The organism is Gilliamella sp. LMG 34361 (assembly GCF_984569075.1).
Window position 1 is genome coordinate 2430730 of sequence record NZ_OZ474903.1, and the last position, 23842, is coordinate 2454571.

Consider the following 23842-nt stretch of genomic DNA (forward strand, 5'->3'; position numbering starts at 1 on the left):
ATCACAAAGTTTCTGCAAAATGAAGTTTAAGATTTGATATTTAACGAAAATAATGACTTATTTTAACAAAACAACTAAGGTTGCTTATTAATAAGTGCCACAAATTGCTCAGCAAATTCATCTACTTTTGCCCAATTCGTGTACTCAATCACCTCTTTAGTCACATCGGTATCGCCTTTACCTAGCCACATAATAAATCGGATCATATTACGATCAAACCAATTATATTTTGGATAATAAAGCGCGCCAGCAAATACCGCTTTGATAGTCGGTTGCCATGCAATTTTAGCGAGGAATTTTTTAGTATACAAATTGGTCTCAGGTGTATTTTTATGCGGTTTTCTTGCCACCACATTCACACCGAAGAATCCCGATTTAAGCGTATTTAATTGCGCAAAATTAGCATCAATAAATTTCTTCATGGTTTTACTGTAAAAACCATATCGAATTGAACAACCAATTAATACCGCTTGGTAGCTGCCAAGATCAATCTTACTTTCTGGCAATAACTCAAGCAAATCACAATCACATTTACCCACAAGATGTGTTTTTATTCGTTGCATAATTTTAAGGGTTTGCTTTTCGTGAGTGGTGTAAAGCAGTAAAACCTTCATTTTACGTTTCCTATTAGCGTTTATAAATGTACCCGAGGACAACGAATTGTCACCTAAAATTTGTCTTAGAAACTATTGCCAAGTTGATTTCACATAAACCTATGCTTTGCAATAGACAAATTAAGAAATAGAAATAACAACATATTATATACCAATATTAAAACAGAAAAACGAATGCGTTAATTTTACTTTTTTATTGTATTAAACCGAAATGACGACATTTTTAGTTAAATCAAGAGTAATCGAGATGGAATAGGTTGATAGAATTTTGTGATATAGCTAGCAATTTACAGAAAAAAAGTTTGAAATACCAAATTAATATCTTTATTATAAAGAATAAATCTGTGTTTTAATCTTTTTATTATTAATTTATTGTCTGTTATAGACATTAAGCACAACAAAAAACTATTTATACATCTGGAGATATCTTATGAAAAATACTGTCGCAATATTGGAAAAACCGGGAAAAATGGTTATCAAAGAGACGCAAATGCCTACCCCTAAAGATGATGAAGTTTTAATTGAAGTAAAATATGTAGGTATCTGCGGTTCAGATGTTCATGGATTCGAATACGGCCCCTATATTCCACCTAAAGACCCAAATCAAATTATTGGTTTGGGTCATGAATGTTCCGGAATTATTAAAAAAATCGGTAAAAATGTTAGAAAATTCAAGGTCGGACAACGAGTATGTATAGAACCTGGAGTACCTTGTTATACCTGTGAGTTTTGTTTATCTGGTCATTACAATGTCTGTCCTAATGTTGACTTTATGGCTACTCAACCCAATTATCGTGGTGCACTTACTAACTATTTAACCCATCCTGAAGCAATGACCTTTCATCTTCCTGAAAACATGTCCCTAATAGAAGGTGCACTTGTTGAACCTGCGGCAGTAGGTATTCATGCTGCTAAAATGGCCGGAGATTTATTAGGTAAAACCGTTGTGATTTTAGGTGCTGGCTGTATTGGTCTGATGACACTACAAGCATGCAAATTGAAAGGAGCAGCAAAAATTGTAATGATCGATATCTTAGACAATCGGTTAAATAAAGCCATTGAACTAGGTGCAACAGCGACCCTCAAAGGTAACGATCCACAATTAACCGAGAAAGTTAAAAATATCGTTGGTGAATATGGTACTGATGTGGTGCTAGAAACTGCTGGTTCAATTTTCACTGCGGAAAAAGCTTTAGAAATTGTTAAACGTCGAGGAAAAATTTTAATCGTTGGTTCTATTGCGGGTGGCGTTCCTGTTGAATTTTTGAAAATTAATCGTGAAGTTACCATTCAAACTGTTTTCAGATATGCCAATGATTTCCCGGCAACCATAGATTCTATCGCTAATGGCGACTTTGACGTAGATTCAATTGCCGATCGTTTTTTCAATTACCAAGATACTCAGAAGGCCTTTGAATTTTCAGTTAACAACAAAAAAGAGTTAATTAAAGGCGTAATCAAAGTAGCTGATTAAAAAGGAGTTTTGAAATGAGCAGTGTTGAGGTGATTTGTATTGGTGCAGCAATTGTTGATTTACCTTTATATCCGGTAGGTGAACATATCTTTAAAAATGTTTCTTATCCAGTTGATAATATATCAATGACGATAGGCGGAGATGCAATAAATGAAGCAACAATTATTACAAGACTTGGTCACAAAGTATCATTATTTGCGATGGTTGGTAATGATGTTGCAGGTAAATTTATTAAAGATTTTGCCCAACAAAATAATATTATTACTGACAATTTAATAACTCGAGAAGATATCACCACATCTATAAATGTAGGTTTGGTTCAGGAAGATGGTGAGCGAACTTTTGTCACCAATAGAAATGGTAGTCTTTGGAAGATGTCCTTACAAGACATTGAACTGGCTAATATCAAACAAGCAAAAATCCTATCTTTTGCAAGTATTTTTAATAATCCTAAATTGGATAATCACGCATTAGTTTCAATTTTCAAAAAAGCAAAATCTGAACATATGATTATTTGCGCTGATATGGTTAAGAGTCGGTTAGGTGAAGGTTTAACTGATATTGCTGAAGCATTAAGTTATATTGATTACTTCTTCCCCAATTATGATGAAGCATCTGAGCTCACAGGGAAAACAGAACTGAGTGAGATTGCGGATACTTTCATTGCATTAGGGGTAAAGAACGTCCTTATCAAAATTGGAAAAAAAGGTTGTTACATTAAAAACCAACATCTAAGCAAAATTGCCCCCGCGTTCAAAAAACCTAAAGGCGTCAAAATTGATACTATCGGCGCAGGCGATAACTTTGCATCAGGATTTATTTCTGCCTTATTAAAAGGACAATCAATTGAAGAGTGTGCGGTATTTGGTAATGCAGTAGCTTCAATATCAATTGAGTCACTAGGGGCAACAACCGGCGTAAAAAGTCGTAAACAAGTAGAAGAGATGATCGCAATTTATGAAAAAAGTTATGGGAGAGTGAGTTGTGAATAAAATGAAATTAGCTAAAACTGGACTTGATATATCAAGAATTGGCTTAGGAACATGGGCAATTGGTGGCGGACCCGCTTTTGGCAATCAAGATAATAAACAAGCTTCAATAGAAACTATTAGATATGCACTTGAAAAAAATATAAATTTTTTAGATACCGCCCCAGCTTATAATTTTGGCAATAGTGAGGCAATTGTTGGTGAAGCAATTAAAGGAATACGCGACAAATACATCATTATTACCAAATGTGGTATTACATGGGAACGAGAAGGAAGTTTTTTTAATAAAGTTGGCGATCGCTCTCTATTTAAAAATTTATCAAAAGAATCAATTAAATTAGAAGTTGAGAGCAGTTTAAAACGATTACAAACTGATTATATTGATGTTTATATGACTCATTGGCAATCAGTTGAACCTTTTTTTACACCAATTTCAGAAACCGTTGCAGCGTTAAATGAATTGAAAGCAGAAGGCAAAATAAAGGCAATCGGTGCAGCCAATGTAGATATCAACCATGTCAAAGAATACCTAAAATATGGTCAATTAGATATTGTCCAAGCAAAATACAGTGTATTAGATAGGCAAGTTGAGAAAGAGCTGTTACCTTTGTGTAAGGAACATGATATTACTCTACAAGCTTATTCCCCTTTAGAAATGGGCATTTTAACTGGTGCCATTGAAAAAGATTATATTGCCCCTAAAGGTACAGCAAGATTTGGAAAAAAATGGTTTGAACCTAAAAATTTATCTAATGCTATTGATATGATGAATAAATGGAAACCATTATGTGAAAAATATCACTGTAGTATCGCCAATCTTGCTATCGCTTGGATACTTGCGCAAGGTGATAATATTAATGTGCTTAGTGGTTCCACCACTAAAGCTGAATTAGATGAAAACAGCAAAGCGGCAGAGATAAACTTATCGGAACAAGATAAAAATTATATTAGAAAACTAGCCGAAGATATCTCATAAAAACAAGGCTCATTCAGCTGACTAATAAACCTACTAAGTTAAGATAATCAAATTAATTTAGTAGGTTATATGGATAGTTATTTACCATAAGTTAAAACAGAAAATAACGCGATTTGCTCTCTAACTTATCAAGCTCAATAATTAATATATTAACTCTATCTTGTTAGTTTTGAGATAAGTAATCCACTCTTTACTCGGCTCTTTATCCGTAATAATGGTGGTAATATTGGATAGATTGGTTAAATGAACAAATGCTTTTTTGTTAAATTTTGAAGAATCTGCAAGTAGTATCACTTCTGTAGCTTGCGAGATCATGCGCATTTTTAATTTAGCTTCATCTTCGTTGGAATCGGTAATACCTGTAGCTATGTCTAATCCTTTACAACTAATAACGGCGGTATCTACATTATAGTTGCAAATCGATTGCTCAGCTAATGTGCCTTGTAGTGAAAGTGATTGCTTATTAAACATACCGCCAGTAGACAAAATATTCACCGATGACAGCATAAGTTCGCGTAATACTTCAGTCGAATTAGTAACAATAGTCAAATCATTGCGATCTTTTAATAATTTTAAGGTTTCCATTACGGTCGAACTGGAATCAGCCGATATGGTCGACCGGTTTTTAAGCAGTTGTACAGTTTTAATTGCGATATTCTGTTTTTGCTCAAAATTCTTTTCAGCTCTTTTATAGAACGGGATGTTGGATACAATCTCTTCCCCATTAAATACTGCACCGCCATAAGTTCTGGTCGCAAAATTTTCTGCTTCAAGTTTTTCTAAATCTCTTCTTATTGTCTCTTCGGTGACTGAAAACTTTTGGCTTAAATCAGACACTAATACCTTTTTATCATTAAGTAATAATTGTCTAATAGTTGCTAATCGATTTGTTCCTTTCATAGTACTTAGCTCTGAATTTTGGATTTCATTGCATAATATCATATTTTTTTGCAGAAAAAAAAGTTACTTCTACAACGTTATTCTGTGAAAAAAATAAATAAATTCATTTTTTAAATCAAAAACTATAGAAACTAACACTTCTATAGTTTTTGGTTGGTTAGCGATTATTGCGGGCTTTTGCCTTCAGCACCAAATAGTGTGATTTTTTCAATCGCTCTATTTTTTACTGCGGCTCGAACACTTCTTTCAAGCTCAAGGAAGGATGCATTGACATTTTTTCGAATCGCATCCATCGCAGCCAAACAAAGTTCCGTATGAATATTGATTTTCGAAATACCTAAAGATATTGAAGTTTTGATATCATGATCGGCAATCCCTGATGCGCCATGAAGAACAATTGGAATATCAACAGCATTTCTTACTTTTTCAAGAACATCAAAAGCAATTTTAGGTTCTGAAGAATAAACACCATGCACATTACCAATAGCTACCGCCAAAGAATCACACTGTGTTCTATCAACAAATTCTGCCGCTTGTGAAGGCTCAGTATAATGATAGCCCGATAACGCTTCTTCATAAATAGTTTCATTCCCCACATGCCCTAATTCAGCTTCAACAGGTACACCTAACGGATGAAAATAATCAACGACTTCTTTGGTTAGTTTAATGTTCTCTTCAAATGGACAAGCAGAAGCATCTCGCATAACCGAATTCATACCATAATTATAGGCATTTTGAACAATCTCCATACTTCGTCCATGATCCCAATGAGTGATAACTGGAACAGAGGCATTTTTAGCCATCGAAACCATCATTGGTGCGAACTCTTCAAATATAGTATTACCGATAAAACCGGTACCAAAAGAGATAATAATTGGTGCTTTAGTTTCTTCAGCGGCATCAATAACGCCCATTAGCATTTCGGCATTCCATACATTAAAATGTGGAATAGCAAAACCGTTCTTTTGTGCAAATTCTTCCCAATATTTTATATTTGCTAACATGTTATCTCCTATTCTTTTTAGTCATTAAAGTCATAAGTCAAAATGACTTTAATCGCTTCTTTGTTTGCCATTAACTCAAAACCTTTTTCCCATTCAGATAATCCAAATCTGTGGGTTATCATTGGTTTAACTTTAATTTTTCCATCTGCTAATAATCTAATAGCATTACGCCAGGTGGTTGAGTCATAAGCCATATGCCCAATAATACTTATTGCCCATGACGTAATATCATTAATTGGATAATTAAAAGGTTTGAAACCCATACCGATTCGAACCACTTCACCATTCGGTCTAAGCATATCAATCGACTGTTTAAGTGCGATATTGGCGCCTGAACACTCCAACACTAGACCTAAATTATCTACGCCACATATTTCCTGACATCGTTTTACAACATCTTCTTTAGAACCATTGACTAAATGCGTTGCACCAAGTTGTTTAGCTACAGCAAAACGTTTCTTGGTATCTTCTTCAAGCCCGACCATGACAATATTTACCGCGCCCATTAGCTTTGCCATCTGCACAGAAAACAATCCCAAAGGACCAGTACCAATAACCACCACATCGTTGCCCGGTAAAAAACTTGAACGTTGAGCAATTGCTTTATAAGCATTACAGATTGGGTCAAGTACACAGGCCTCTTCATAATCTAAATTTTCAGGGATTTCCCAAATTGCATGTTTATGAATTCTTAGAATTTCACCGGGGATTAAACAATATTTTGAAAACCCACCTCCCCAACGGTTATTATCAAGACCAAGATTTACTTTTTCATTGCAGGTTAAAAAATCGCCCTTATCACAAGCCGGACATTTACCACAAACATGTCCAGAGTTATCAGAGACAATCCTCTGCCCAACATGCCAATCAGTCACTTTGTTACCAACTTTGACGATCTTTCCTGCAAATTCATGACCTCTGATAGAATTAAATTCATCAGAACCATTTTCAACACGAAAATGTTTCATATCAGCACCACAAATAGCCGCGGCTTTAACTTCAATGACAATATCTTCATCACCACAAACCGGCTCAGGAACATCAATTAAACGATATCCACCAAACTCTTTTCCATATCTTGCTAACGCTTTCATAATTCACTCTCCAAATTAAATTAACTCTCTTTTTTAACAATATTACCAATATCCTCAACTGATGCGCTCCTCGTCTCAATACCAACAATGGCAATGATTAACGCGGTAGCAATAGCCACGCCACCAAGTAGTAAGAACACGCCAACAACACCTGAAGTATTTAAAAAATAGGCCACACCATATGGTGCAATGATGCCACTCACTCGCCCGACAGCATTGGCAAGTCCTGCACCACGCATTTTTGCAGCTGTTGGCCATATTTCTGGCACATAAACTGCTGATGCATAACACACATACATATAAACGAAGGTAATTAAGAAAAATCCCAAGATAGAAATTGTTGTCATATCGCTTTGTAATGAATATATATAGCCTAAGACAGCAATAATAATTAATAGACCAATACCCATTATTTTTCTTGGAATTTTGTCAATAATGAACATCGCAATAAATATGCCGATTGGTGCACCAAACATACTCATCGTATTTAATAAAACTGAATCTTTTAAATTGATACCTTGTTTTAAAAAGATGGTTGGTAGCCAATTAATTAGGGTGTACTGCACGACATTCATTGCGATAAGAACAAATGATCCTAAAATGACACGTTTTAATAATTCCCCTTGAAACAGTTGTGAATAGGAGATATTGGTTTCTTTAGCATTATCCAGTTTCTCATATGGCGGTAATGTTTTACCTGTTTCGGCAACAACACGTTTTTCAATATCTGAAACTATTTTTTCAGCTTCGGCATATCTACCTTGAGATTCAAGCCATCGAGGCGATTCGGGAAAATGACGATAGGTAACCCAAAAGAGTATAGTCGATAAAAAAGCGGGAACTAAAAGCTGTATACGCCAATTCATTTCCGGGGCGATAGCCGGAGTAATAGCCATGGCAATCAATGAACAAACAGGATAAGACCAATTTCCTATAAACGAAGCACGTGCAGACCATGTTCCCCTTGTTTTACTAGGAACATATTCAGTAAAACCGGCAAATAATGTTACTAGTAAGGCACCGAGGGCAAATCCCATAACAAATCGACAGGCAATTAAAAACGTCATATTAGGTGACATAGCACCAATAACCATCGAAATAATATGGATAAAGACAAAAAGCAGGTAGCTTTTTCTTCTGCCAATCCTATCGCCAATAATCCCGCCGATAAAAGCACCAAAAAACATACCAGCAGTAGTTAGCGACGAAAAGATCGCGGTAATGTTATTGTTTGTCCAACCGATTTCCTGCAATTGGGCGAGCATTAAACCACCAATTGCATTACTCCAACTAACCAACAAACCAAACGCCACTAAACCAAAAATTTTCCATTGATTTTTGCTTGTTGGTAACCTATCTAATCTTGCCCCACAATAGGGTTTTGTTATCTCATTCATTGCTTCCAACCTTATTCAATTAAGCCAAACAACCAAGCGATTAATTATTAATTAATAATCACCTTTTTTTGAAAACAGACAAAATATGACACCATTATTTTTTAAAGTCAACATAAATTCTTTTATTCAAAGAATTCATGTTGGATTGTGATGTTGTTATTTTTGAATAAACGAATTGAATAAAATTTAATTATAATCATTAAATTATGTAAATAATTAAAAATTAAAAAACCATATGTATTGATATACCACACCAATAATATTCTGCAAATTTTGTGAAATAGCGCACATAAAAAAGATTTTTTGTTTGAATTAATCATTTTTTCTTGGAATATTACATTATTATTTTGATTAATCATTAGGGATATTAATGATTACTTAATATTTATTGCTATGAGCGAAACGAATTAGCAAAAGCATAGAAAAATTGACAGTTGCAATAGTATTTTATCTTTTTAAAAATTAAATGATTAGGAGCAATAATGAGTAATTTAGCAGCACGACTTGATCGACTCCCGATCAGTTCTTTTCATCGAAATTTACTGATTATTATTGGTGGAGGAATGTTTTTTGACGGTTTTGATAATTATCTGGCTAATTCGGTTTTAAGTATTTTAATTGAGGAAAACTGGTCTACATTACATTTAAATGCCTGTTTTTTATCTGGAACTTCATTAGGCATGTTACTCGGCTCAATTATGGCTGGATACCTTGGTGATAAACATGGCCGCAAATCTACCTATCAAATTAATTTGCTGATATTTGGTTTTGCATCAATTGCCTGTGCTTTGACACCTGATATGTACTGGTTAATTTTCTTTAGATTTTTAACCGGTATTGGATTAGGCGCTGAAATTGTTGTCGGTTATGGTTTACTGAGTGAATTTATCCCGCCTTCCCACCGTGGCCGTTGGGGGGCTCTCATGTCATTTATTGGTCAATTTGGTCTATTTTTTGTTACCTTTACTAGTTGGCTAATCATTCCATTAGCCGGTTGGCGAACAATGTTTGTGATTGCTGGTCTTGGTGGATTATTAGTATATATAGCTCGCAAGCAACTGCCTGAATCACCTCGATGGTTAAGTAGAAAAGGACGAAAACAAGAAGCGGAAATCATTGTCAGTAATATTGAAAATAAGTATTACCAAGGTAATTTACCGACACCCAATACTGATAACCACTCAAATTTATATATTAAACCTAAAATTAGTGTTTTTGAGCCACGTTTTCGTAAACGAATATTTTTAGGGTCACTAATGATGGTAGTACAGAGTATTTCTATTTATGGTTTTGTCGCTTGGCTACCGTCCTTAATGGTAAGTCAAGGAATATCGGCTAATCTATCACTAACTATCACTGTACTTATGACCTTAGGGGGACCAACCGGAGCAGTTTTTGCCTATTGTTTAACTGACAAAATAGGACGAAAACCGGCAATAATCTTCGGTTCATTACTTGCAGCATTATCAGGGATTTTATACGCACTTAGTTCATCACAATTATATGCTACACTTTGTGGTTTTGTTACCTTTTCGTTAATCTATTATTTGGTTTCGGTAATCCAAGCCGGTTATATCCCTGAACTTTTTCCAACCGATGTTAGAATGCGGTTATCGGCAATTTGCGTCATCTTTGGTCGTATATCCTCAATTATCATGCCATTCTTTGTCGTCTTGTTATATAACTATGGCGGTATATTAATGGTAACCTCGATGATCGCTATTTTGTTATGCATACAGGCTATAGCCGTCTATATTTTAGGTATTGAGACCTATAACAAAAGTCTAGAGTCAATTTAATAATGAAGTTACGGTACAAAGATTAGCTGATTAGATAATCGTAAAACTTTTTTTGGGATAAAAATTAACAATTTCGTGATGATTTCGTGGAAAACTTTGATTATAGTATTAGCCTTATTTAACCAGACCGGAACTGATTATGGCAATTTCACCTCCAAAGCGCAGTGCTATTATTTTGGCGGCAGGAAAAGGCACACGGATGTATTCCAACCTACCTAAAGTTTTACATAAAATCGGCGGTAAGCCGATGTTACAACATGTTATTGATACCGTTCAACAACTTAATACCGATCGTATCAATATTGTTTATGGTCATGGCAAAAGCGAGCTAGAAAAATCGTTACAAGATCAACCTGTACAACTGGTTTATCAAGCAGAGCAGCTAGGTACAGGACATGCTGTTCAACAAGCTATCCCATTTATTCAAGATGATGAAGATATCTTAATTTTGTATGGTGACACGCCTCTTATCTCAATTGAAACGTTACAAAATCTTATCGCCAGTAAACCACAAGAAGGCATTGCCTTATTGACCGTGATTTTAGATGATCCAACTGGTTATGGTCGAATCGAACGCCAAGACGGTAAAGTGGTCGCTATTGTTGAACAAAAAGATGCCAATGCTGAGCAGCAAAAAATCACTGAAATTAATACTGGCATCATGCTAGTGACAGGTAAATTACTTAAACAATGGCTATCACGCTTAAACAATAACAATGCGCAAAAAGAGTACTATTTAACTGATATTATCGCTTTTGCTCACCAAGATGGTTACCAGATTTTAACATCCCATCCAGTTAAAAAATTCGAAGTTGAAGGCGTTAACAATCGTTTGCAGTTAGCAACCTTAGAGCGCCATTATCAACAACATCAAGCTGAACAACTTCTACTTGCTGGCGTCACGTTACTCGATCCGGCACGCTTTGATTTACGCGGTAAGTTAACCCATGGCAAGGATGTCACAATTGATACTAACGTGATTATTCAAGGTGAGGTTAAATTAGGAAACAGTGTCTTTATCGGTGCCGGCTCTATTTTGAAAAACTGCACCATTGCTGATAACAGCCAAATTAGTCCTTACACAGTTATTGAAGATTCAGTCATTGCCGAGCATTGTACTATCGGCCCTTTTGCCAGAATACGACCGGGCAGCAAACTTGATGATCATGCGCATGTGGGTAACTTTGTCGAATTGAAAAAAGCTCATCTTGGTAAGGCCAGCAAAGCAGGACATTTAAGTTATTTAGGTGATAGTGAAATTGGTAGCAACGTCAACATTGGCGCTGGCACAATTACCTGTAACTATGATGGTGCGAACAAATTTAAAACCATAATTGAAGACGATGTATTTGTCGGTTCAGACACTCAACTCATTGCACCTGTCAAAATTGGTAAAGGCGCAACAATTGCCGCGGGAACAACAGTAACCAATGATGTAAACGACAATGAACTTGTGGTTAGTCGTGTAAAACAGAGACAACTTGCCGGCTGGAAAAGACCAACTAAATTGAAAGAGGAATAAACAATGTGTGGTATTGTGGGCGCTATCGCCAAACGTGATGTGGCAGAAATATTGTTAGAGGGGTTAAAGCGATTAGAATACCGTGGTTATGATTCTGCTGGACTGGCAATTATCTCACCTACTGGTGAGTTACAGCGAGTAAGACGTGTCGGAAAAGTAAAGGCGCTTAAAGATGCACTAGACGAACATCCGATCAAAGGGTCAACAGGGATTGCACATACTCGCTGGGCAACGCACGGCGAACCGGTCGAACATAATGCCCACCCACATGTATCAGGCTTTATTGTCGTTGTACATAATGGCATTATCGAAAATTTTGAGCCGCTACGTGAAACACTCATCGCAAAAGGCTACCAATTTCGTTCAGAAACCGATACTGAAGTTATTGCTCACTTAATTCACAATATTATTGCAACCGAAGATTGCTCACTGTTCGAAGCGGTACAAAAAGCAATCCCGCAATTACGCGGTGCTTATGGCACAGTGGTAATGGATACTCGCAATCCAGACATTTTAGTCGCCGCCCGATCAGGTAGCCCATTAGTAATTGGTTGTGGTGTTGGCGAAAACTTTATTGCCTCAGATCAGCTAGCGTTATTACCGGTTACTCGGCAATTTATCTTTTTAGAGGAAGGTGATATTGCGTTAGTCACCCATCGCACAGTAACCATCTTTGACAAAAGTTATCAAGAAGTCGATCGCCCTTGTATTGAGTCTGATGCTAAATATGACGCAGGCAGTAAAGCCGGTTTTAACCACTACATGCAGAAAGAGATTTACGAACAACCTAATGCCATCAAAAATACGCTTGAAGGCCGAATGGCGCATGGCAAAGTGGATTTATCTGAACTTGGTGTCGATGCTGAAAATATTCTTAAACAAGTTGAACATGTGCAAATCGTCGCTTGTGGCACCGCTTATAATGCTGGTATGGTGGCTCGTTATTGGTTTGAAGCCTTGGCCGGTATTCCTTGTGACGTTGAAATCGCTTCAGAATTCCGCTATCGAAACCCCGCGCGTCGTAAAAACAGTTTATTTATCACCCTTTCACAATCAGGTGAAACGGCAGATACCCTTGCGGCATTACGCTTAGCAAAAGAGAATAATTACCTAAGTACCCTTGCCGTCTGTAATGTGGCGGCCTCCACTCTGGTACGTGAAGCGGATTTGGTGTTATTGACCAAAGCTGGCGTTGAAATTGGCGTTGCTTCAACCAAAGCTTTTACCACCCAATTGACAGTATTATTACTTTTAGTGGCCAAATTAGGGCGACTTAATAACATGGCCGAAATCACCGAACAAGCGATCGTCCATGCTCTGCAAACCTTACCAAACCGCATTGAACAAGTGTTAATGGCCGAACCAATAATCAAAAAACTTACAGGTCACTTTGTCAATAAACACCATGCACTATTTTTAGGCCGTGGCGACGAGTACCCAATCGCCATGGAAGCGTCATTAAAATTAAAAGAGATCTCCTACATTCATGCCGAAGCTTACGCCGCTGGTGAATTAAAACATGGTCCATTAGCGTTAATTGATGCCGATATGCCAGTGATTGTAATGGCACCGACCAATGACTTACTTGAAAAACTTAAAGCCAATATTGAAGAAGTGCGTGCCCGTGGTGGTCAACTTTATGTGTTTGCCGAGCAAGATGCAGGTTTTGTCAGTGACGATACTATGCATATTATCAACTTACCCCATATTGAAGAATTTACTGCGCCAATCTACTACACAGTTCCGACGCAATTACTTGCTTATCATGTCGCCCTAATTAAAGGTACCGATGTCGACCAACCACGTAACCTAGCAAAATCGGTGACAGTGGAGTAATTTATTAGATTAAATGTGAGGACTTAATATATATAGTTATGATATCATCATCAAAATTAGAGTTCTCACATTAAATCAATTGGATAAAGAAAAAGAAAAAGAATATCGCAACGATATGAATATTTATTTCTTGCGAATTAATCGATTTAGAATGATGAGACGCTTCTGGCATATAAAAATTATCTAATTATTAAACAATTCCCCATCTACTTCAACATACATATATTGACTAATAAGACTTAGCACAATCACTATTAATTGTTTACCTTATGCATACTAATATTCTAACTTTCGTGTTATCGACATATCTAATTCACTATTACCGTTAAAACATTGGCTAACAGTCCAATCACCGTGTTCATTATATTGACTATAGTAACAAGTAGATATTCGATACTTAGACTCATTGATATCTTTGGGTAACGATGCAGTGTTTCCGTTTAGTAATGGATCCTCCTGTTTTGAAATGGAAGAAATCAGTCTATTTTCATCATCATAATAATATAAATTTGTTGACAGAAAAGTAAGTATTTTTTTGGGCCTAATGGTTTCAATTTCTCGTTCGTTATGCTGAATAAGATTATTGTTTTTATCATATAAATAAGTTCCTATATAATTTTTCCCATCTACATTTTCATTTGAAGAAATCAATTTTCCTTGTTCATCATATTTATAATAAGAAGTTATTTTTTGGTTAGAATCTTTAATTTCTGTAACGTTTTTTTGATCATCAAATTGTACTGAATAATTAACGAAAGTTCCTTTTTCATTTCGTGTTAAAACTTGCATCTCATAATCCATAATCAGACCTTTTTTATCAGGAGCAGATTCTTCTATAATAAGACCATTATCATCTGAATATACTTCTAAATTACTGACAGAAGATGTTGGTTGGATATTTTTAATAAGTAATTCTTGTTTTTTTATAGGAACAGAATGCGGAATATACTCAGGAAAAAGTAGAAAGAGATAATTATTAGTAACACGAATATGGTTACGTTCATCATCAACAGATGCGAAGGCATAAAAATTAAAAAAACAGCATACTACTAATAAAAGCTTTTTCATCTATATTCTCTTTTTATTATTAATATCTTAACTATTTTTATCATAAAGAAATTTTTAATTAAATATAGTAAAGGATAATATTCATTTTAATATAATTACCAATATTCTATTTCTCTCTTAAAATCGCCTAGATTTTTTTTGTTTGCGGAACAATAACCTTTTGTCCAATCACCATGCTTATTATGGTTGATGAAAAAACAATCCATATTAATTCTGTTTTTGGTCTCAGCTAAATACATCGATTGTTTTGTTTGAATTATTCTATTTTCATCATCATATATATATTCTATTATTTCATTGCTGGTTTCATCTGATGAAAAAAGTTCTGGGTCTTCAACATTTTCACTCTTAATTAATTTAGCTAAATTTTGATTTGTATAATCAATTTTATTCATTACAAAAAAAGCATTAACTTTTTCTAAAAAATTGATTAATCTTTTCTTCTCATCATAAATATAGTTGGTATTAATATCAAAAAAGTCATTTTTAGATAACGACTCTTTTTGGATATCATTATTTTCATTGAAAGTAATATCATACTTAGAAATCTGAGTTGACTTTGCTTCAGAACTCGAATTAACAAAAGAGTTACTAATCAATCTAAATTTTTTCTCATAATCAATTAGCCACAAACCTAGATTTTTTTTATGAATGAAAGTAATAAAACCATTTTTTTGGCATTCTATAATTGTATTTTTCCCAGCAACTTTAGTAAATGGAAGGTTGAAAGGTAACGTTGAGGAAATTTCTTGTCTCTTTATCGTAGTTGAATGAGGTGATAATTCAGGATAAGAGTATATTAAATAATTGTTATATACTTTTATATTTACTTCGGAATAAGAATAATAACTAAAAGTAAATAACACGATAAATATTAATTTTTTCATACCTAGTACTTTCCTATATCCATTATTTTCGCGTTACAAATATTATACAATCTTTACTGATTATACACGCTATCAATTATAAGCGTTGTTAAATTGGATTAATAAAAGCAAAGTGAGTATGAATATTTACTAATCTATTACTTAAGCAACTTTATAAAGTCTCAAAATTATTTAGCAAATTGATTTTTTAGTCTAAATTGGTGGATTATGCTGCAGTGTTTTTTTACCGAAAATAAAAAATAAAATAACCGCAATGAATAGTAATATTATATGGAAGAAAACAAACATTTGATAACTGCTAAAACCAGTACTACTTGCTATAGCAGCTAACAGCGGAGAAAAAAATGCGGTACTAATAATATTAATGCCGAATATAGTAGTAGAAATAATCGGTTGTTTAACAAAAGTAATTAACGCCAATAAACTACATAACATAGCTAAAAGTAAACCGAAAAATGGAATAAAAACAGATATTATAGCTAAAATTAATCCAAAAATTGAGAGCGCTTTCATCTTACCTCTAATTAAAATAATGATTCTTCATCGAATCTACTAAATAAAATTTGACAAAACTGGTTTACATCTATAACAAGTGCATACTAACAAATTTTAATCTGAGATAAAACTATTCTCAATAATTCAATAAAATATTGATAACGTATCAATAAATTATCATGTTTACCTTTACTTTACTCTGATAGCCGCCAATTCTATTCACTCATCCAACGTCCAATTGACCATTCTTGTGGTAATCAAAGGCAAAAATGTGATCTAAATCACAAAATCAGAAAATACCCCGCTTTTAACAATGTGACATTCGTCACATTTTTTGATTATTTTTGATGAATCTACTAACTAAATACTTCTACAATAGTTGCATAATGATTATATCAATCAAAAAGGAAAGATTTATATGACAACATCAAACATTAAACTAAAAGTCCAAAATTTTGGGCGGTTTTTAAGTAATATGGTGATGCCAAATATCGGCGCATTTATTGCTTGGGGTTTTATAACCGCAATTTTTTTATATAACGCTAATGACCCTAACGCTGGGGGATGGTTTCCAAATGAAGGGGTATCAACTGCTTTTATCGGACCAATGATCACTTACCTACTTCCCCTACTAATTGGTTATACAGGAGGTAAATTAGTTTATGGAGAACGAGGGGGGGTAGTTGGTGCGGTTACCACAATTGGCGTAATTGTCGGTGTATCTATCCCAATGTTTTTAGGTGCAATGATTTCCGGTCCTTTAGGTGGATGGTGTATTAAACAGTTCGATAAGTTAATTGATGGCAAAATCAAAAGTGGCTTTGAAATGTTAGTTAATAACTTTTCAGCTGGCATTATTGGTATGATTCTTGCGCTTATCGCTTACTTCGGGATTGGTCCTGCTGTTGCTTCATTAACTAATGTACTTATTGTTGCTGTACAATTCATGGTAGATCATGGTTTATTACCATTGACTTCAATCCTTGTTGAACCAGCAAAAATACTATTTCTCAACAATGCAATTAATCACGGCGTATTTACATCTCTAGGTGTAACACAAGTAGCAGAAACAGGTAAATCTATATTCTTCTTGATTGAAGCAAACCCAGGACCAGGCTTAGGTTTATTACTTGCTTATATGTTCTTTGGTAAAGGTGCAGCAAAAGGGTCGGCTAGTGGTGCGGCAATTATTCACTTCTTTGGTGGTATCCATGAAATTTACTTCCCTTATGTCTTAATGAATCCAAGACTCATTATCTCTGTGATTTTAGGCGGCATGACTGGTGTATTCACTTTAACATTATTTAACGCTGGTTTAGCTGCACCAGCATCACCAGGTTCTATCTTCGCAGTAATGAGTATGGCAAAAGGTTCATATTTAGGAGTAACAGTATCTGTACTTGCAGCAACTACAGTCTCATTTATTGTGTCAGCAATTTTATTAAAAACCACAAAAGATAATGGTAAAAGTTTAGATGAAGCAAAATCTGATGTCACTGCAATGAAAAGCGAAGCCAAAGGAGAAAGTGGTAAACTTGATCTTGCTAACGTGAAAAAAATCATCGTCGCTTGTGATGCAGGTATGGGCTCAAGTGCCATGGGCGCAGGTGTGTTACGTAAAAAAATAGAAGATGCTCATTTAGGTATCAATGTGACAAACTTAGCAATAAATAACTTGCCAACTGATGCTGATATCGTCATCACCCATAAAGACTTAACTGCACGTGCAAAACAATATGCACCAAACGCATACCATATTTCATTAACTAACTTTTTAGACAGTAATTTATATGCTAATTTAGTAAATGATTTAGTGAAAGCTCAAGGCCAAAAAGTTGCGCCTACAAAAGAATCACAGAACCAACAACCTCTGTTTAAGTTAAGTGAGAAAAATATCTTTTTAGGCTTAACTGCACAAACTAAAGAAGAAGCTATTCGCTTTGCAGGACAAAAATTGGTCGAAAACGGTTACGTTAAACCAACTTATATCGAAGCCATGTTAGAACGTGAACGTTTAACATCCACCTATTTAGGCGAATCTATAGCTGTTCCGCACGGCACTATTGAAGCGAAAGAAGATGTTATTAATACCGGTATCGTATTTTGCCAATACCCAGCGGGTGTACAATTTGGTGAAGAAGAGCAAGACAAAGCTAAAATTGTGATTGGCATTGCCGCTCGCAACAATGAACATCTTGACGTTATCGCAAAATTAACTAATGCACTTGACGACGATAAGATTATTGCAAAACTAGCTACAACTAGCGATATTCAAGAAGTCTTAGCAATATTAAGCTAACTTAACCACTTCCTACTAAGGTAGGAAGTGTTCATAAAAACGATTCAAGATTAAGGGTTATTATTATGCAAGCATTACATTTTGGCGCCGGCAATATTGGGCGTGGTTTTATTGGTAAACTATTATCCGATGCGGGTGTCCATGTCACCTTTGCAGATGTTAATCAACAAGTTATTGATGAACTTGCAAACCGTCATCAATATCCTGTCAATGTGGTGGGTGAACAATCGATCACCGAAACAGTTAAGAATGTTGATGCAATCAACAGCACCTCACCAAAAGTCAGTGATTACATCGCCAAAGCCGATCTGGTTACAACTGCAGTGGGTCCTCAAATTTTAGCTCGCATCGCACAAAGTGTTGCACAAGGTATTATCGCTCGACATTCACAAGGCAATAATGCCCCACTCAATATTATTGCATGCGAAAATATGGTGCGCGGTACCAGCCAATTTAAACAAGAAATTGTTAAATATTTACCTGATGATCTTCTTCAATGGGTTAATGAACATATTGGTTTTGTTGATTCCGCCGTGGACCGCATTGTGCCACCAGCAACCTCTAAAACCGGTGATATTTTAGAAGTAACAGTTGAAACATTCTCTGAATGGATTGTCGATAAAACCCAATTTATTGGTGCGATCCCCCAAATTAAAGGGATGGAACCGGTTGATAACCTAATGGCTTTTGTGGAGCGTAAACTATTTACTTTAAATACCGGACACGCCATTACAGCCTATCTCGGTTTCTACCACAACATTGGTACTATTCGCGATGCTATTTTAAATGATAAAATACGTAAAATTGTACGCGGCGCAATGGAAGAAAGTGGTCAAGTGCTGATCAAACGCTATCACTTTGAGCCAGCCAAACATCAAGCTTATATTGAAAAAATCCTAACTCGATTTGAAAACCCTTATCTTCATGATGATACCGCCCGAGTGGGTCGTCAACCAATACGCAAACTAGGTTCAGGCGACCGTTTAATCAAACCATTACTTGGCACGTTTGAATATCAACTCAGTAACCAAAATTTACTTATTGGAATTGCAGCTGCACTTAACTATCGTAATAATGATGACGAACAAGCAATCGACCTAGCAAATCAGATTGCAAACAAAGGTTTAAAACAAGCGTTTTGTGATATTTCTGGTATTGAAAATGATAATCCAGTTGTTAGTCAAATCGAACAACTTTATACTGCTATGCAAAATCATCAATTTTAATTGACAATGCCAAAGCAGCCATTAGCAGAAGACACTATACTTGAAAAACTCAACCAGCAAGCTGATATACACAGCTTGCTCAAGGTTGCTATCAAACTAATTAATGACAGCGTTAATCAATTGATATTAAAAGTCTTTCGTAAAGAGCCTCATGCCATCAAGTTTGTTATTCCATCATTAATGGGCAAAAACGGGCCACTTAATGACACATCAGTCTGTTTAAAGTTACTCTATGCGCTAGGAATTATTACCCGTGAAGATTATGAAGATATTGAATTGTTAATGGCGATTTTAGACGAGCTTGAACAAGACGACAAAAACTACACCTATCTAGATGATGAAATCCTAGGACCTATCAGCTTATTGCATGATATGATACTTCCGCCTAACTGGAACTATCCACCCAATCAAGACAATGGTATTGTCGACACCTTAAAATCATCCATGTACCAAAACCGTTATCAACAGATGATCCGCTCGGCATTAATCATTGCCATCACGGATTTAACCTTACGAATTGTAAATAAACAGAAAATTGATTATTTTCCTGAATAATTATACTGATTAATTTGTCTAATCGAATTTTGAATTCATATAAAAGGGATTTTTAATCCCAAAACAGCTATTTTTAAAATTCAAAAACCCCGCTCCTCAACTTTTTTACTATAAAAAAATCCGCCCCTAAAAAATAACTCCTTTCCGGTTGGAACATATAATTCATCACAAAATCGCTTTGAAGCTTCCCTTTATGTCAACGGCGCTACAAATCAACCATTCTTTAGTGAGCTTGATGTTATCTTTATCTTCACCCACCTAAAGAATAAGAACCAGAAAATAAAGGTTAAGGATAAGTGCACATTACACCATTGAGACCGACATCTGGGCTAAAGACGGGGCCTAATATATAGCCATGTTGCGAATCAACCACGAAAAAATAAGTGCCACCATTGTCGTCGTTCGCCCAATAGAAGAAGGAAATGTCGGCTGAAGAGCGAAGATATCCCCATTCCGAAAAAAAGCCGGCTCCTATTTGTCGTTGGTAATGATTAAACGATGAAGAAGATGAAGTGCCAGATATGACCGTACTACCTTGATGAACAACAGCATTAGTTAAATCCTTTACCTTAACCATTCGATAGCCTGAACTATTACACAATTGTAAAGCTGTATTATAAGTATAACCGGCATGACCCATATTGATAAACCACTGCTTTAACTCAAATCCATACTTCACAACGATATCATTATTGTCACTGTCTTTACCTTTACCAACTAACTCAAATACTTGAGGCAAAGGAGTTAGTTTCTCAATATCTCCCGATTCATCTAATGACTTTATCTGTAAGGAAGAGGCGGCAGGTCCCCTTAATAAAACGCGAACAACTGAACCAGAAGCATCGGGTGTCATGATAGCAGTTATATGACCATCATGAGAAGAAACTGGTGCCCAATTTAAGGCCTGATTGCTACCACCTATCACTAAATCAAAATATAAACCATCTGCGCCAGTAGTTGGGAAATTTTGACCATATTTTGATGGAACAAATGACTGAGGAAGGAACCCCTTATCAGGCGCCCAAATAGAAGCAGGGCCCGCATAATCATTTTTACCATGCCATATACTTGGCCTTATAAAGCAAATAGAAGGCCCGGCCTTAGGATTAATATAATATGTGGCGTTACCCTCATTAAAACTATTACTATTAGGTACACCATAACGGGTAGATAAGATGCCACCATCCGTATTTAACGTCACTTTATAAGGCGCATTACAGATTGTTAACACAGTATTTCGTGATACAGCTTGATTGTTTTTATCAACAATAGACAAGCTTAAATTACCTGTAGCCGTTATTCCATTAGCACCATCACCATCATCATCACCCCAATAATGATAAGGTGCACCAATAAGCGAGTTTAATTCGATTGAATCAGTATCAATTGGTATCAACATACCAATATCAGCAAAACTCTGACCTGCATTAGGTAACTCAATAGGATTGGTTAAACTTGAAGTGTTAGACGATGGCGTATATTTATCTCCATTAGAAAGGTATATTCCAAGCAAGCTGTCGGTATCTGTTACTCGTGTATGACCACCATCAAAGGTTAAGTAAGGTGCATCGCCTTTAATAACTTCTAAGGTATTAGCGGTTAATGCTTGGCTACCGAATGAAAACAATAAGATTAACAGTGTTAACAACCAATATAAAAATAGGTACCATTTTAAGACATCTTTTAAAATTACCTCAAAGAGTGAACTATAGTGAAATATGGCTCTTCGATTACTAAAACTAGTTAAAATAAAATCATAACGCATAACAGCATTCCTATTAATTAATCACTTGTTTTATTTGATCCTTTATGTCAATTCCCTTTAACTACAACACCTTTTATCTTAAATTGTGTAAAAGTTCGCTAAAAGCAGTACTTTGAACTTTTAGTGTTGATAAAAACGAACGCTAACATGATTGTCAAATTAGCGACTTACGCTCTGTTTTATAGTCAAAAATACGCTTTGTAATACTCAAAAAATCACATTTGATGATTAATTTTGAGCTTCAAAAACCCCGCTCCTCAACTTTTTTACTGTAAAGAAACGGCTTTTCAAAAATATACCTATCTCAATTGGGCGGATAGTTCACACCACAAAATCGCTTTTTATCACTCTTTTCGTTAACTTCATTGCCTTTTCAAGGCAATGATTATTTAGCTTTCTAACTCTACTTTTCCTATCTCCCTAGTTCAAGAAATAAGGCTAAGGAGAAACGCAAACTATGCCTGTGCCCCCGGTTTCGTTTGATGTGCTATCACAAAAATAGCCATCGAGTAGACTAACTGCAAACTGATATTTATCCGTAATACCATCCGCCCAATAGAAGGGGATAAAACCGGCGTCAGCGTAATGGAGCATTCGCCCCCACTCCGCAGATAATCCGGCACCGATTCGACGTTGATAATGAACCCCTGAGGAAGAAGGCGTCTCGTCGACAGCTAAAGAACAATCCTTAATATGGTATTTGTTGCAAGATGCGTTAGTTAAATCCTTAACCTTAACCATTCGATAACCTATACTCTTACACCATTGTAAAGCTTGACTATAATTACCGGTGTTATTACCTCTATTGATAAACCACTGTTTTAATTCAAAACCATACTTCACAACGATATCACTATTATCACTGTCTTTACCTTTACCAACTAACTCAAATACCTGAGGCAAAGGAGTCAGTTTCTCTATATTTCCCGATTTATCTGATGACTTTATCTGTAAGGAAGAAGCGGTAGGTCCCGTTAATGTTACCCGAACTGTACCAGTAGGAGTAGGCAATGTATCATCATATGTCATTGTTGCAGTTATATCACCATGAGAAACGGGATCCCATGACAATTTCTGATTGATACCACCTATTTCTAAATCAAAATATAAACCATCTGCGCCAGTAGTTGGGAAATTTTGACCATATTTTGATGGAACAAATGACTGAGGAAGGAACCCCCTATCAGGGTCCCAGATAGAAGCAGGGCCAGCGAAAAAATCTCTACCATGCCTTACAATTGGCTTTGCAAAACAAATAGAAGGCCCAGCTTTAGGATTAATATAATATGTTACGTTACCCTCATTAAAACTATTACTATTAGGAACACCATAGCGGGTAGATAAGATGCCACCATCCGTATTTAACGTCACTTTATAAGGCGCATTACAGATTGTTAACACAGTATTTCGTGATACAGCTTGATTGTTTTTATCAACAATAGATAAACTCAAATTACCTGTAGCCGTTATTCCATTAGCACCATCACCATCATCATCACCCCAATAATGATAAGGTGCATCAATAAGCGAGTTTAATTCGATTGAATCAGTATCAATTGGCATCAACATACCAATATCAGCAAAACTCTGACCTGCAATAGGTAACTCAATAGGATTGGTTAAACTTGAATTGTTAGACGATGGCGTATATTTATCTCCATTAGAAAGGTATATTCCAAGCAAGCTATCGGTATCTGTTGCTCGTGTATGACCACCATCAAAGGTTAAGTAAGGTGCATCACCTTTAATAACTTCTAAGGTATTAGCGGTTAATGCTTGGCTACTGAATGAAAACAACAAAATTAACAGTGTTAACAACCAATATAAAAATAAGTACCATTTTAAGATATCTTTTAAAATTACCTCAAAGAGTGAACTATAGTGAAATATGGCTCTTCGATTACTAAAACTAGTTAAAATAAAATCATAACGCATAACAGCA

The 23842-nt window shown here is 35.5% G+C and carries 19 protein-coding genes; 9 read left to right on the plus strand and 10 right to left on the minus strand.

Features of this window, described 5'->3' with window-relative positions:
- Nucleotides 1–74: 74 nt before the first annotated feature.
- Complete coding sequence (gene hemG, locus AC5LXI_RS11510) at nucleotides 75–614, minus strand: menaquinone-dependent protoporphyrinogen IX dehydrogenase (protein ID WP_493442455.1); 540 nt, start codon at nucleotides 612–614, stop codon at nucleotides 75–77.
- A 430-nt stretch (nucleotides 615–1044) separates the two neighbouring features.
- Between hemG and AC5LXI_RS11515 the strand changes: the two genes are divergently transcribed.
- The 3 genes from AC5LXI_RS11515 to AC5LXI_RS11525 are packed head-to-tail and all read left to right on the plus strand — an operon-like array spanning nucleotide 1045 to nucleotide 4053.
- Nucleotides 1045–2088: an NAD(P)-dependent alcohol dehydrogenase gene (locus tag AC5LXI_RS11515; RefSeq protein WP_493442456.1), complete on the plus strand. Its 1044-nt coding sequence runs from the start codon at nucleotides 1045–1047 to the stop codon at nucleotides 2086–2088.
- Nucleotides 2089–2102: 14 nt separating this feature from the next.
- On the plus strand, nucleotides 2103–3080 hold the full coding sequence (locus AC5LXI_RS11520; RefSeq protein ID WP_493442457.1) for a carbohydrate kinase family protein: 978 nt from the start codon (nucleotides 2103–2105) through the stop codon (nucleotides 3078–3080).
- On the plus strand, nucleotides 3073–4053 hold the full coding sequence (locus AC5LXI_RS11525) for an aldo/keto reductase (protein ID WP_493442458.1): 981 nt from the start codon (nucleotides 3073–3075) through the stop codon (nucleotides 4051–4053). The genes AC5LXI_RS11520 and AC5LXI_RS11525 overlap by 8 nt, the downstream gene beginning before the upstream one ends.
- A gap of 141 nt (nucleotides 4054–4194) precedes the next feature.
- Here AC5LXI_RS11525 and AC5LXI_RS11530 read toward each other — a convergent pair whose 3' ends face one another.
- The 4 genes from AC5LXI_RS11530 to AC5LXI_RS11545 all read right to left on the minus strand — a co-directional run bounded on the left by AC5LXI_RS11530 (nucleotide 4195) and on the right by AC5LXI_RS11545 (nucleotide 8448).
- Nucleotides 4195–4953, minus strand: coding sequence for a DeoR/GlpR family DNA-binding transcription regulator (locus AC5LXI_RS11530; RefSeq protein ID WP_493442459.1), 759 nt, complete (start codon nucleotides 4951–4953; stop codon nucleotides 4195–4197).
- 164 nt (nucleotides 4954–5117) lie between these two features.
- Entirely contained in the window at nucleotides 5118–5957 is an 840-nt protein-coding gene (locus tag AC5LXI_RS11535) for a class II fructose-bisphosphate aldolase (protein WP_086359558.1), read from the minus strand.
- A gap of 17 nt (nucleotides 5958–5974) precedes the next feature.
- Nucleotides 5975–7051 (minus strand): zinc-binding dehydrogenase, encoded by a 1077-nt coding sequence (locus AC5LXI_RS11540; RefSeq protein ID WP_493442460.1) that lies wholly within the window; start codon nucleotides 7049–7051, stop codon nucleotides 5975–5977.
- 20 nt (nucleotides 7052–7071) lie between these two features.
- Complete coding sequence (locus AC5LXI_RS11545; RefSeq protein ID WP_493442461.1) at nucleotides 7072–8448, minus strand: MFS transporter; 1377 nt, start codon at nucleotides 8446–8448, stop codon at nucleotides 7072–7074.
- Nucleotides 8449–8930: 482 nt separating this feature from the next.
- Between AC5LXI_RS11545 and AC5LXI_RS11550 the strand changes: the two genes are divergently transcribed.
- The 3 genes from AC5LXI_RS11550 (at nucleotide 8931) to glmS (ending at nucleotide 13605) form a co-directional block, all read left to right on the plus strand.
- Nucleotides 8931–10247, plus strand: a complete 1317-nt coding sequence (locus tag AC5LXI_RS11550) for an MFS transporter (protein ID WP_493442462.1) — start codon at nucleotides 8931–8933, stop codon at nucleotides 10245–10247.
- Nucleotides 10248–10386: 139 nt separating this feature from the next.
- A complete protein-coding gene (gene glmU / locus AC5LXI_RS11555) occupies nucleotides 10387–11769 on the plus strand; it encodes a bifunctional UDP-N-acetylglucosamine diphosphorylase/glucosamine-1-phosphate N-acetyltransferase GlmU (RefSeq protein WP_493442463.1) in 1383 nt (460 codons plus the stop codon).
- 3 nt (nucleotides 11770–11772) lie between these two features.
- Complete coding sequence (gene glmS, locus AC5LXI_RS11560) at nucleotides 11773–13605, plus strand: glutamine--fructose-6-phosphate transaminase (isomerizing) (protein ID WP_493442464.1); 1833 nt, start codon at nucleotides 11773–11775, stop codon at nucleotides 13603–13605.
- 276 nt (nucleotides 13606–13881) lie between these two features.
- Here glmS and AC5LXI_RS11565 read toward each other — a convergent pair whose 3' ends face one another.
- From AC5LXI_RS11565 to AC5LXI_RS11575, 3 genes are all read right to left on the minus strand, one after another.
- A complete protein-coding gene (locus tag AC5LXI_RS11565; RefSeq protein WP_493442465.1) occupies nucleotides 13882–14673 on the minus strand; it encodes a hypothetical protein in 792 nt (263 codons plus the stop codon).
- 95 nt (nucleotides 14674–14768) lie between these two features.
- On the minus strand, nucleotides 14769–15560 hold the full coding sequence (locus AC5LXI_RS11570; protein ID WP_493442466.1) for a hypothetical protein: 792 nt from the start codon (nucleotides 15558–15560) through the stop codon (nucleotides 14769–14771).
- Nucleotides 15561–15752: 192 nt separating this feature from the next.
- Nucleotides 15753–16073, minus strand: a complete 321-nt coding sequence (locus tag AC5LXI_RS11575; protein ID WP_493442467.1) for a hypothetical protein — start codon at nucleotides 16071–16073, stop codon at nucleotides 15753–15755.
- A 400-nt stretch (nucleotides 16074–16473) separates the two neighbouring features.
- On the opposite strand from AC5LXI_RS11575, the gene AC5LXI_RS11580 reads away from it, so the two are divergent.
- The 3 genes from AC5LXI_RS11580 to AC5LXI_RS11590 all read left to right on the plus strand — a co-directional run bounded on the left by AC5LXI_RS11580 (nucleotide 16474) and on the right by AC5LXI_RS11590 (nucleotide 20135).
- Nucleotides 16474–18354: a PTS mannitol transporter subunit IICBA gene (locus AC5LXI_RS11580; RefSeq protein ID WP_493442468.1), complete on the plus strand. Its 1881-nt coding sequence runs from the start codon at nucleotides 16474–16476 to the stop codon at nucleotides 18352–18354.
- Nucleotides 18355–18419: 65 nt separating this feature from the next.
- Nucleotides 18420–19580, plus strand: a complete 1161-nt coding sequence (locus AC5LXI_RS11585) for a mannitol-1-phosphate 5-dehydrogenase (RefSeq protein ID WP_493442469.1) — start codon at nucleotides 18420–18422, stop codon at nucleotides 19578–19580.
- Between the two features lie 6 nt (nucleotides 19581–19586).
- Nucleotides 19587–20135: an MltR family transcriptional regulator gene (locus AC5LXI_RS11590; protein WP_493442470.1), complete on the plus strand. Its 549-nt coding sequence runs from the start codon at nucleotides 19587–19589 to the stop codon at nucleotides 20133–20135.
- 286 nt (nucleotides 20136–20421) lie between these two features.
- On the opposite strand, the gene AC5LXI_RS11595 is transcribed toward AC5LXI_RS11590, so the two are convergent.
- Both AC5LXI_RS11595 and AC5LXI_RS11600 read right to left on the minus strand, forming a co-directional pair.
- Nucleotides 20422–21900: a hypothetical protein gene (locus tag AC5LXI_RS11595; protein WP_493442471.1), complete on the minus strand. Its 1479-nt coding sequence runs from the start codon at nucleotides 21898–21900 to the stop codon at nucleotides 20422–20424.
- 438 nt (nucleotides 21901–22338) lie between these two features.
- Complete coding sequence (locus AC5LXI_RS11600; protein WP_493442472.1) at nucleotides 22339–23835, minus strand: hypothetical protein; 1497 nt, start codon at nucleotides 23833–23835, stop codon at nucleotides 22339–22341.
- Nucleotides 23836–23842 lie beyond the last annotated feature (7 nt).

What these genes read in the sequence shown, in the direction of transcription:
- hemG (WP_493442455.1), bottom strand. Translation starts at nt 614, where the DNA reads ATGAAGGTTTTACTGCTTTACACCACTCACGAAAAGCAAACCCTTAAA.
- AC5LXI_RS11515 (WP_493442456.1), top strand. Translation starts at nt 1,045, where the DNA reads ATGAAAAATACTGTCGCAATATTGGAAAAACCGGGAAAAATGGTTATC.
- AC5LXI_RS11520 (WP_493442457.1), top strand. Translation starts at nt 2,103, where the DNA reads ATGAGCAGTGTTGAGGTGATTTGTATTGGTGCAGCAATTGTTGATTTA.
- AC5LXI_RS11530 (WP_493442459.1), bottom strand. Translation starts at nt 4,953, where the DNA reads ATGAAAGGAACAAATCGATTAGCAACTATTAGACAATTATTACTTAAT.
- AC5LXI_RS11535 (WP_086359558.1), bottom strand. Translation starts at nt 5,957, where the DNA reads ATGTTAGCAAATATAAAATATTGGGAAGAATTTGCACAAAAGAACGGT.
- AC5LXI_RS11540 (WP_493442460.1), bottom strand. Translation starts at nt 7,051, where the DNA reads ATGAAAGCGTTAGCAAGATATGGAAAAGAGTTTGGTGGATATCGTTTA.
- AC5LXI_RS11545 (WP_493442461.1), bottom strand. Translation starts at nt 8,448, where the DNA reads ATGAATGAGATAACAAAACCCTATTGTGGGGCAAGATTAGATAGGTTA.
- AC5LXI_RS11550 (WP_493442462.1), top strand. Translation starts at nt 8,931, where the DNA reads ATGAGTAATTTAGCAGCACGACTTGATCGACTCCCGATCAGTTCTTTT.
- glmU (WP_493442463.1), top strand. Translation starts at nt 10,387, where the DNA reads ATGGCAATTTCACCTCCAAAGCGCAGTGCTATTATTTTGGCGGCAGGA.
- glmS (WP_493442464.1), top strand. Translation starts at nt 11,773, where the DNA reads ATGTGTGGTATTGTGGGCGCTATCGCCAAACGTGATGTGGCAGAAATA.
- AC5LXI_RS11565 (WP_493442465.1), bottom strand. Translation starts at nt 14,673, where the DNA reads ATGAAAAAGCTTTTATTAGTAGTATGCTGTTTTTTTAATTTTTATGCC.
- AC5LXI_RS11570 (WP_493442466.1), bottom strand. Translation starts at nt 15,560, where the DNA reads ATGAAAAAATTAATATTTATCGTGTTATTTACTTTTAGTTATTATTCT.
- AC5LXI_RS11575 (WP_493442467.1), bottom strand. Translation starts at nt 16,073, where the DNA reads ATGAAAGCGCTCTCAATTTTTGGATTAATTTTAGCTATAATATCTGTT.
- AC5LXI_RS11580 (WP_493442468.1), top strand. Translation starts at nt 16,474, where the DNA reads ATGACAACATCAAACATTAAACTAAAAGTCCAAAATTTTGGGCGGTTT.
- AC5LXI_RS11585 (WP_493442469.1), top strand. Translation starts at nt 18,420, where the DNA reads ATGCAAGCATTACATTTTGGCGCCGGCAATATTGGGCGTGGTTTTATT.
- AC5LXI_RS11590 (WP_493442470.1), top strand. Translation starts at nt 19,587, where the DNA reads ATGCCAAAGCAGCCATTAGCAGAAGACACTATACTTGAAAAACTCAAC.
- AC5LXI_RS11595 (WP_493442471.1), bottom strand. Translation starts at nt 21,900, where the DNA reads ATGCGTTATGATTTTATTTTAACTAGTTTTAGTAATCGAAGAGCCATA.
- AC5LXI_RS11600 (WP_493442472.1), bottom strand. Translation starts at nt 23,835, where the DNA reads ATGCGTTATGATTTTATTTTAACTAGTTTTAGTAATCGAAGAGCCATA.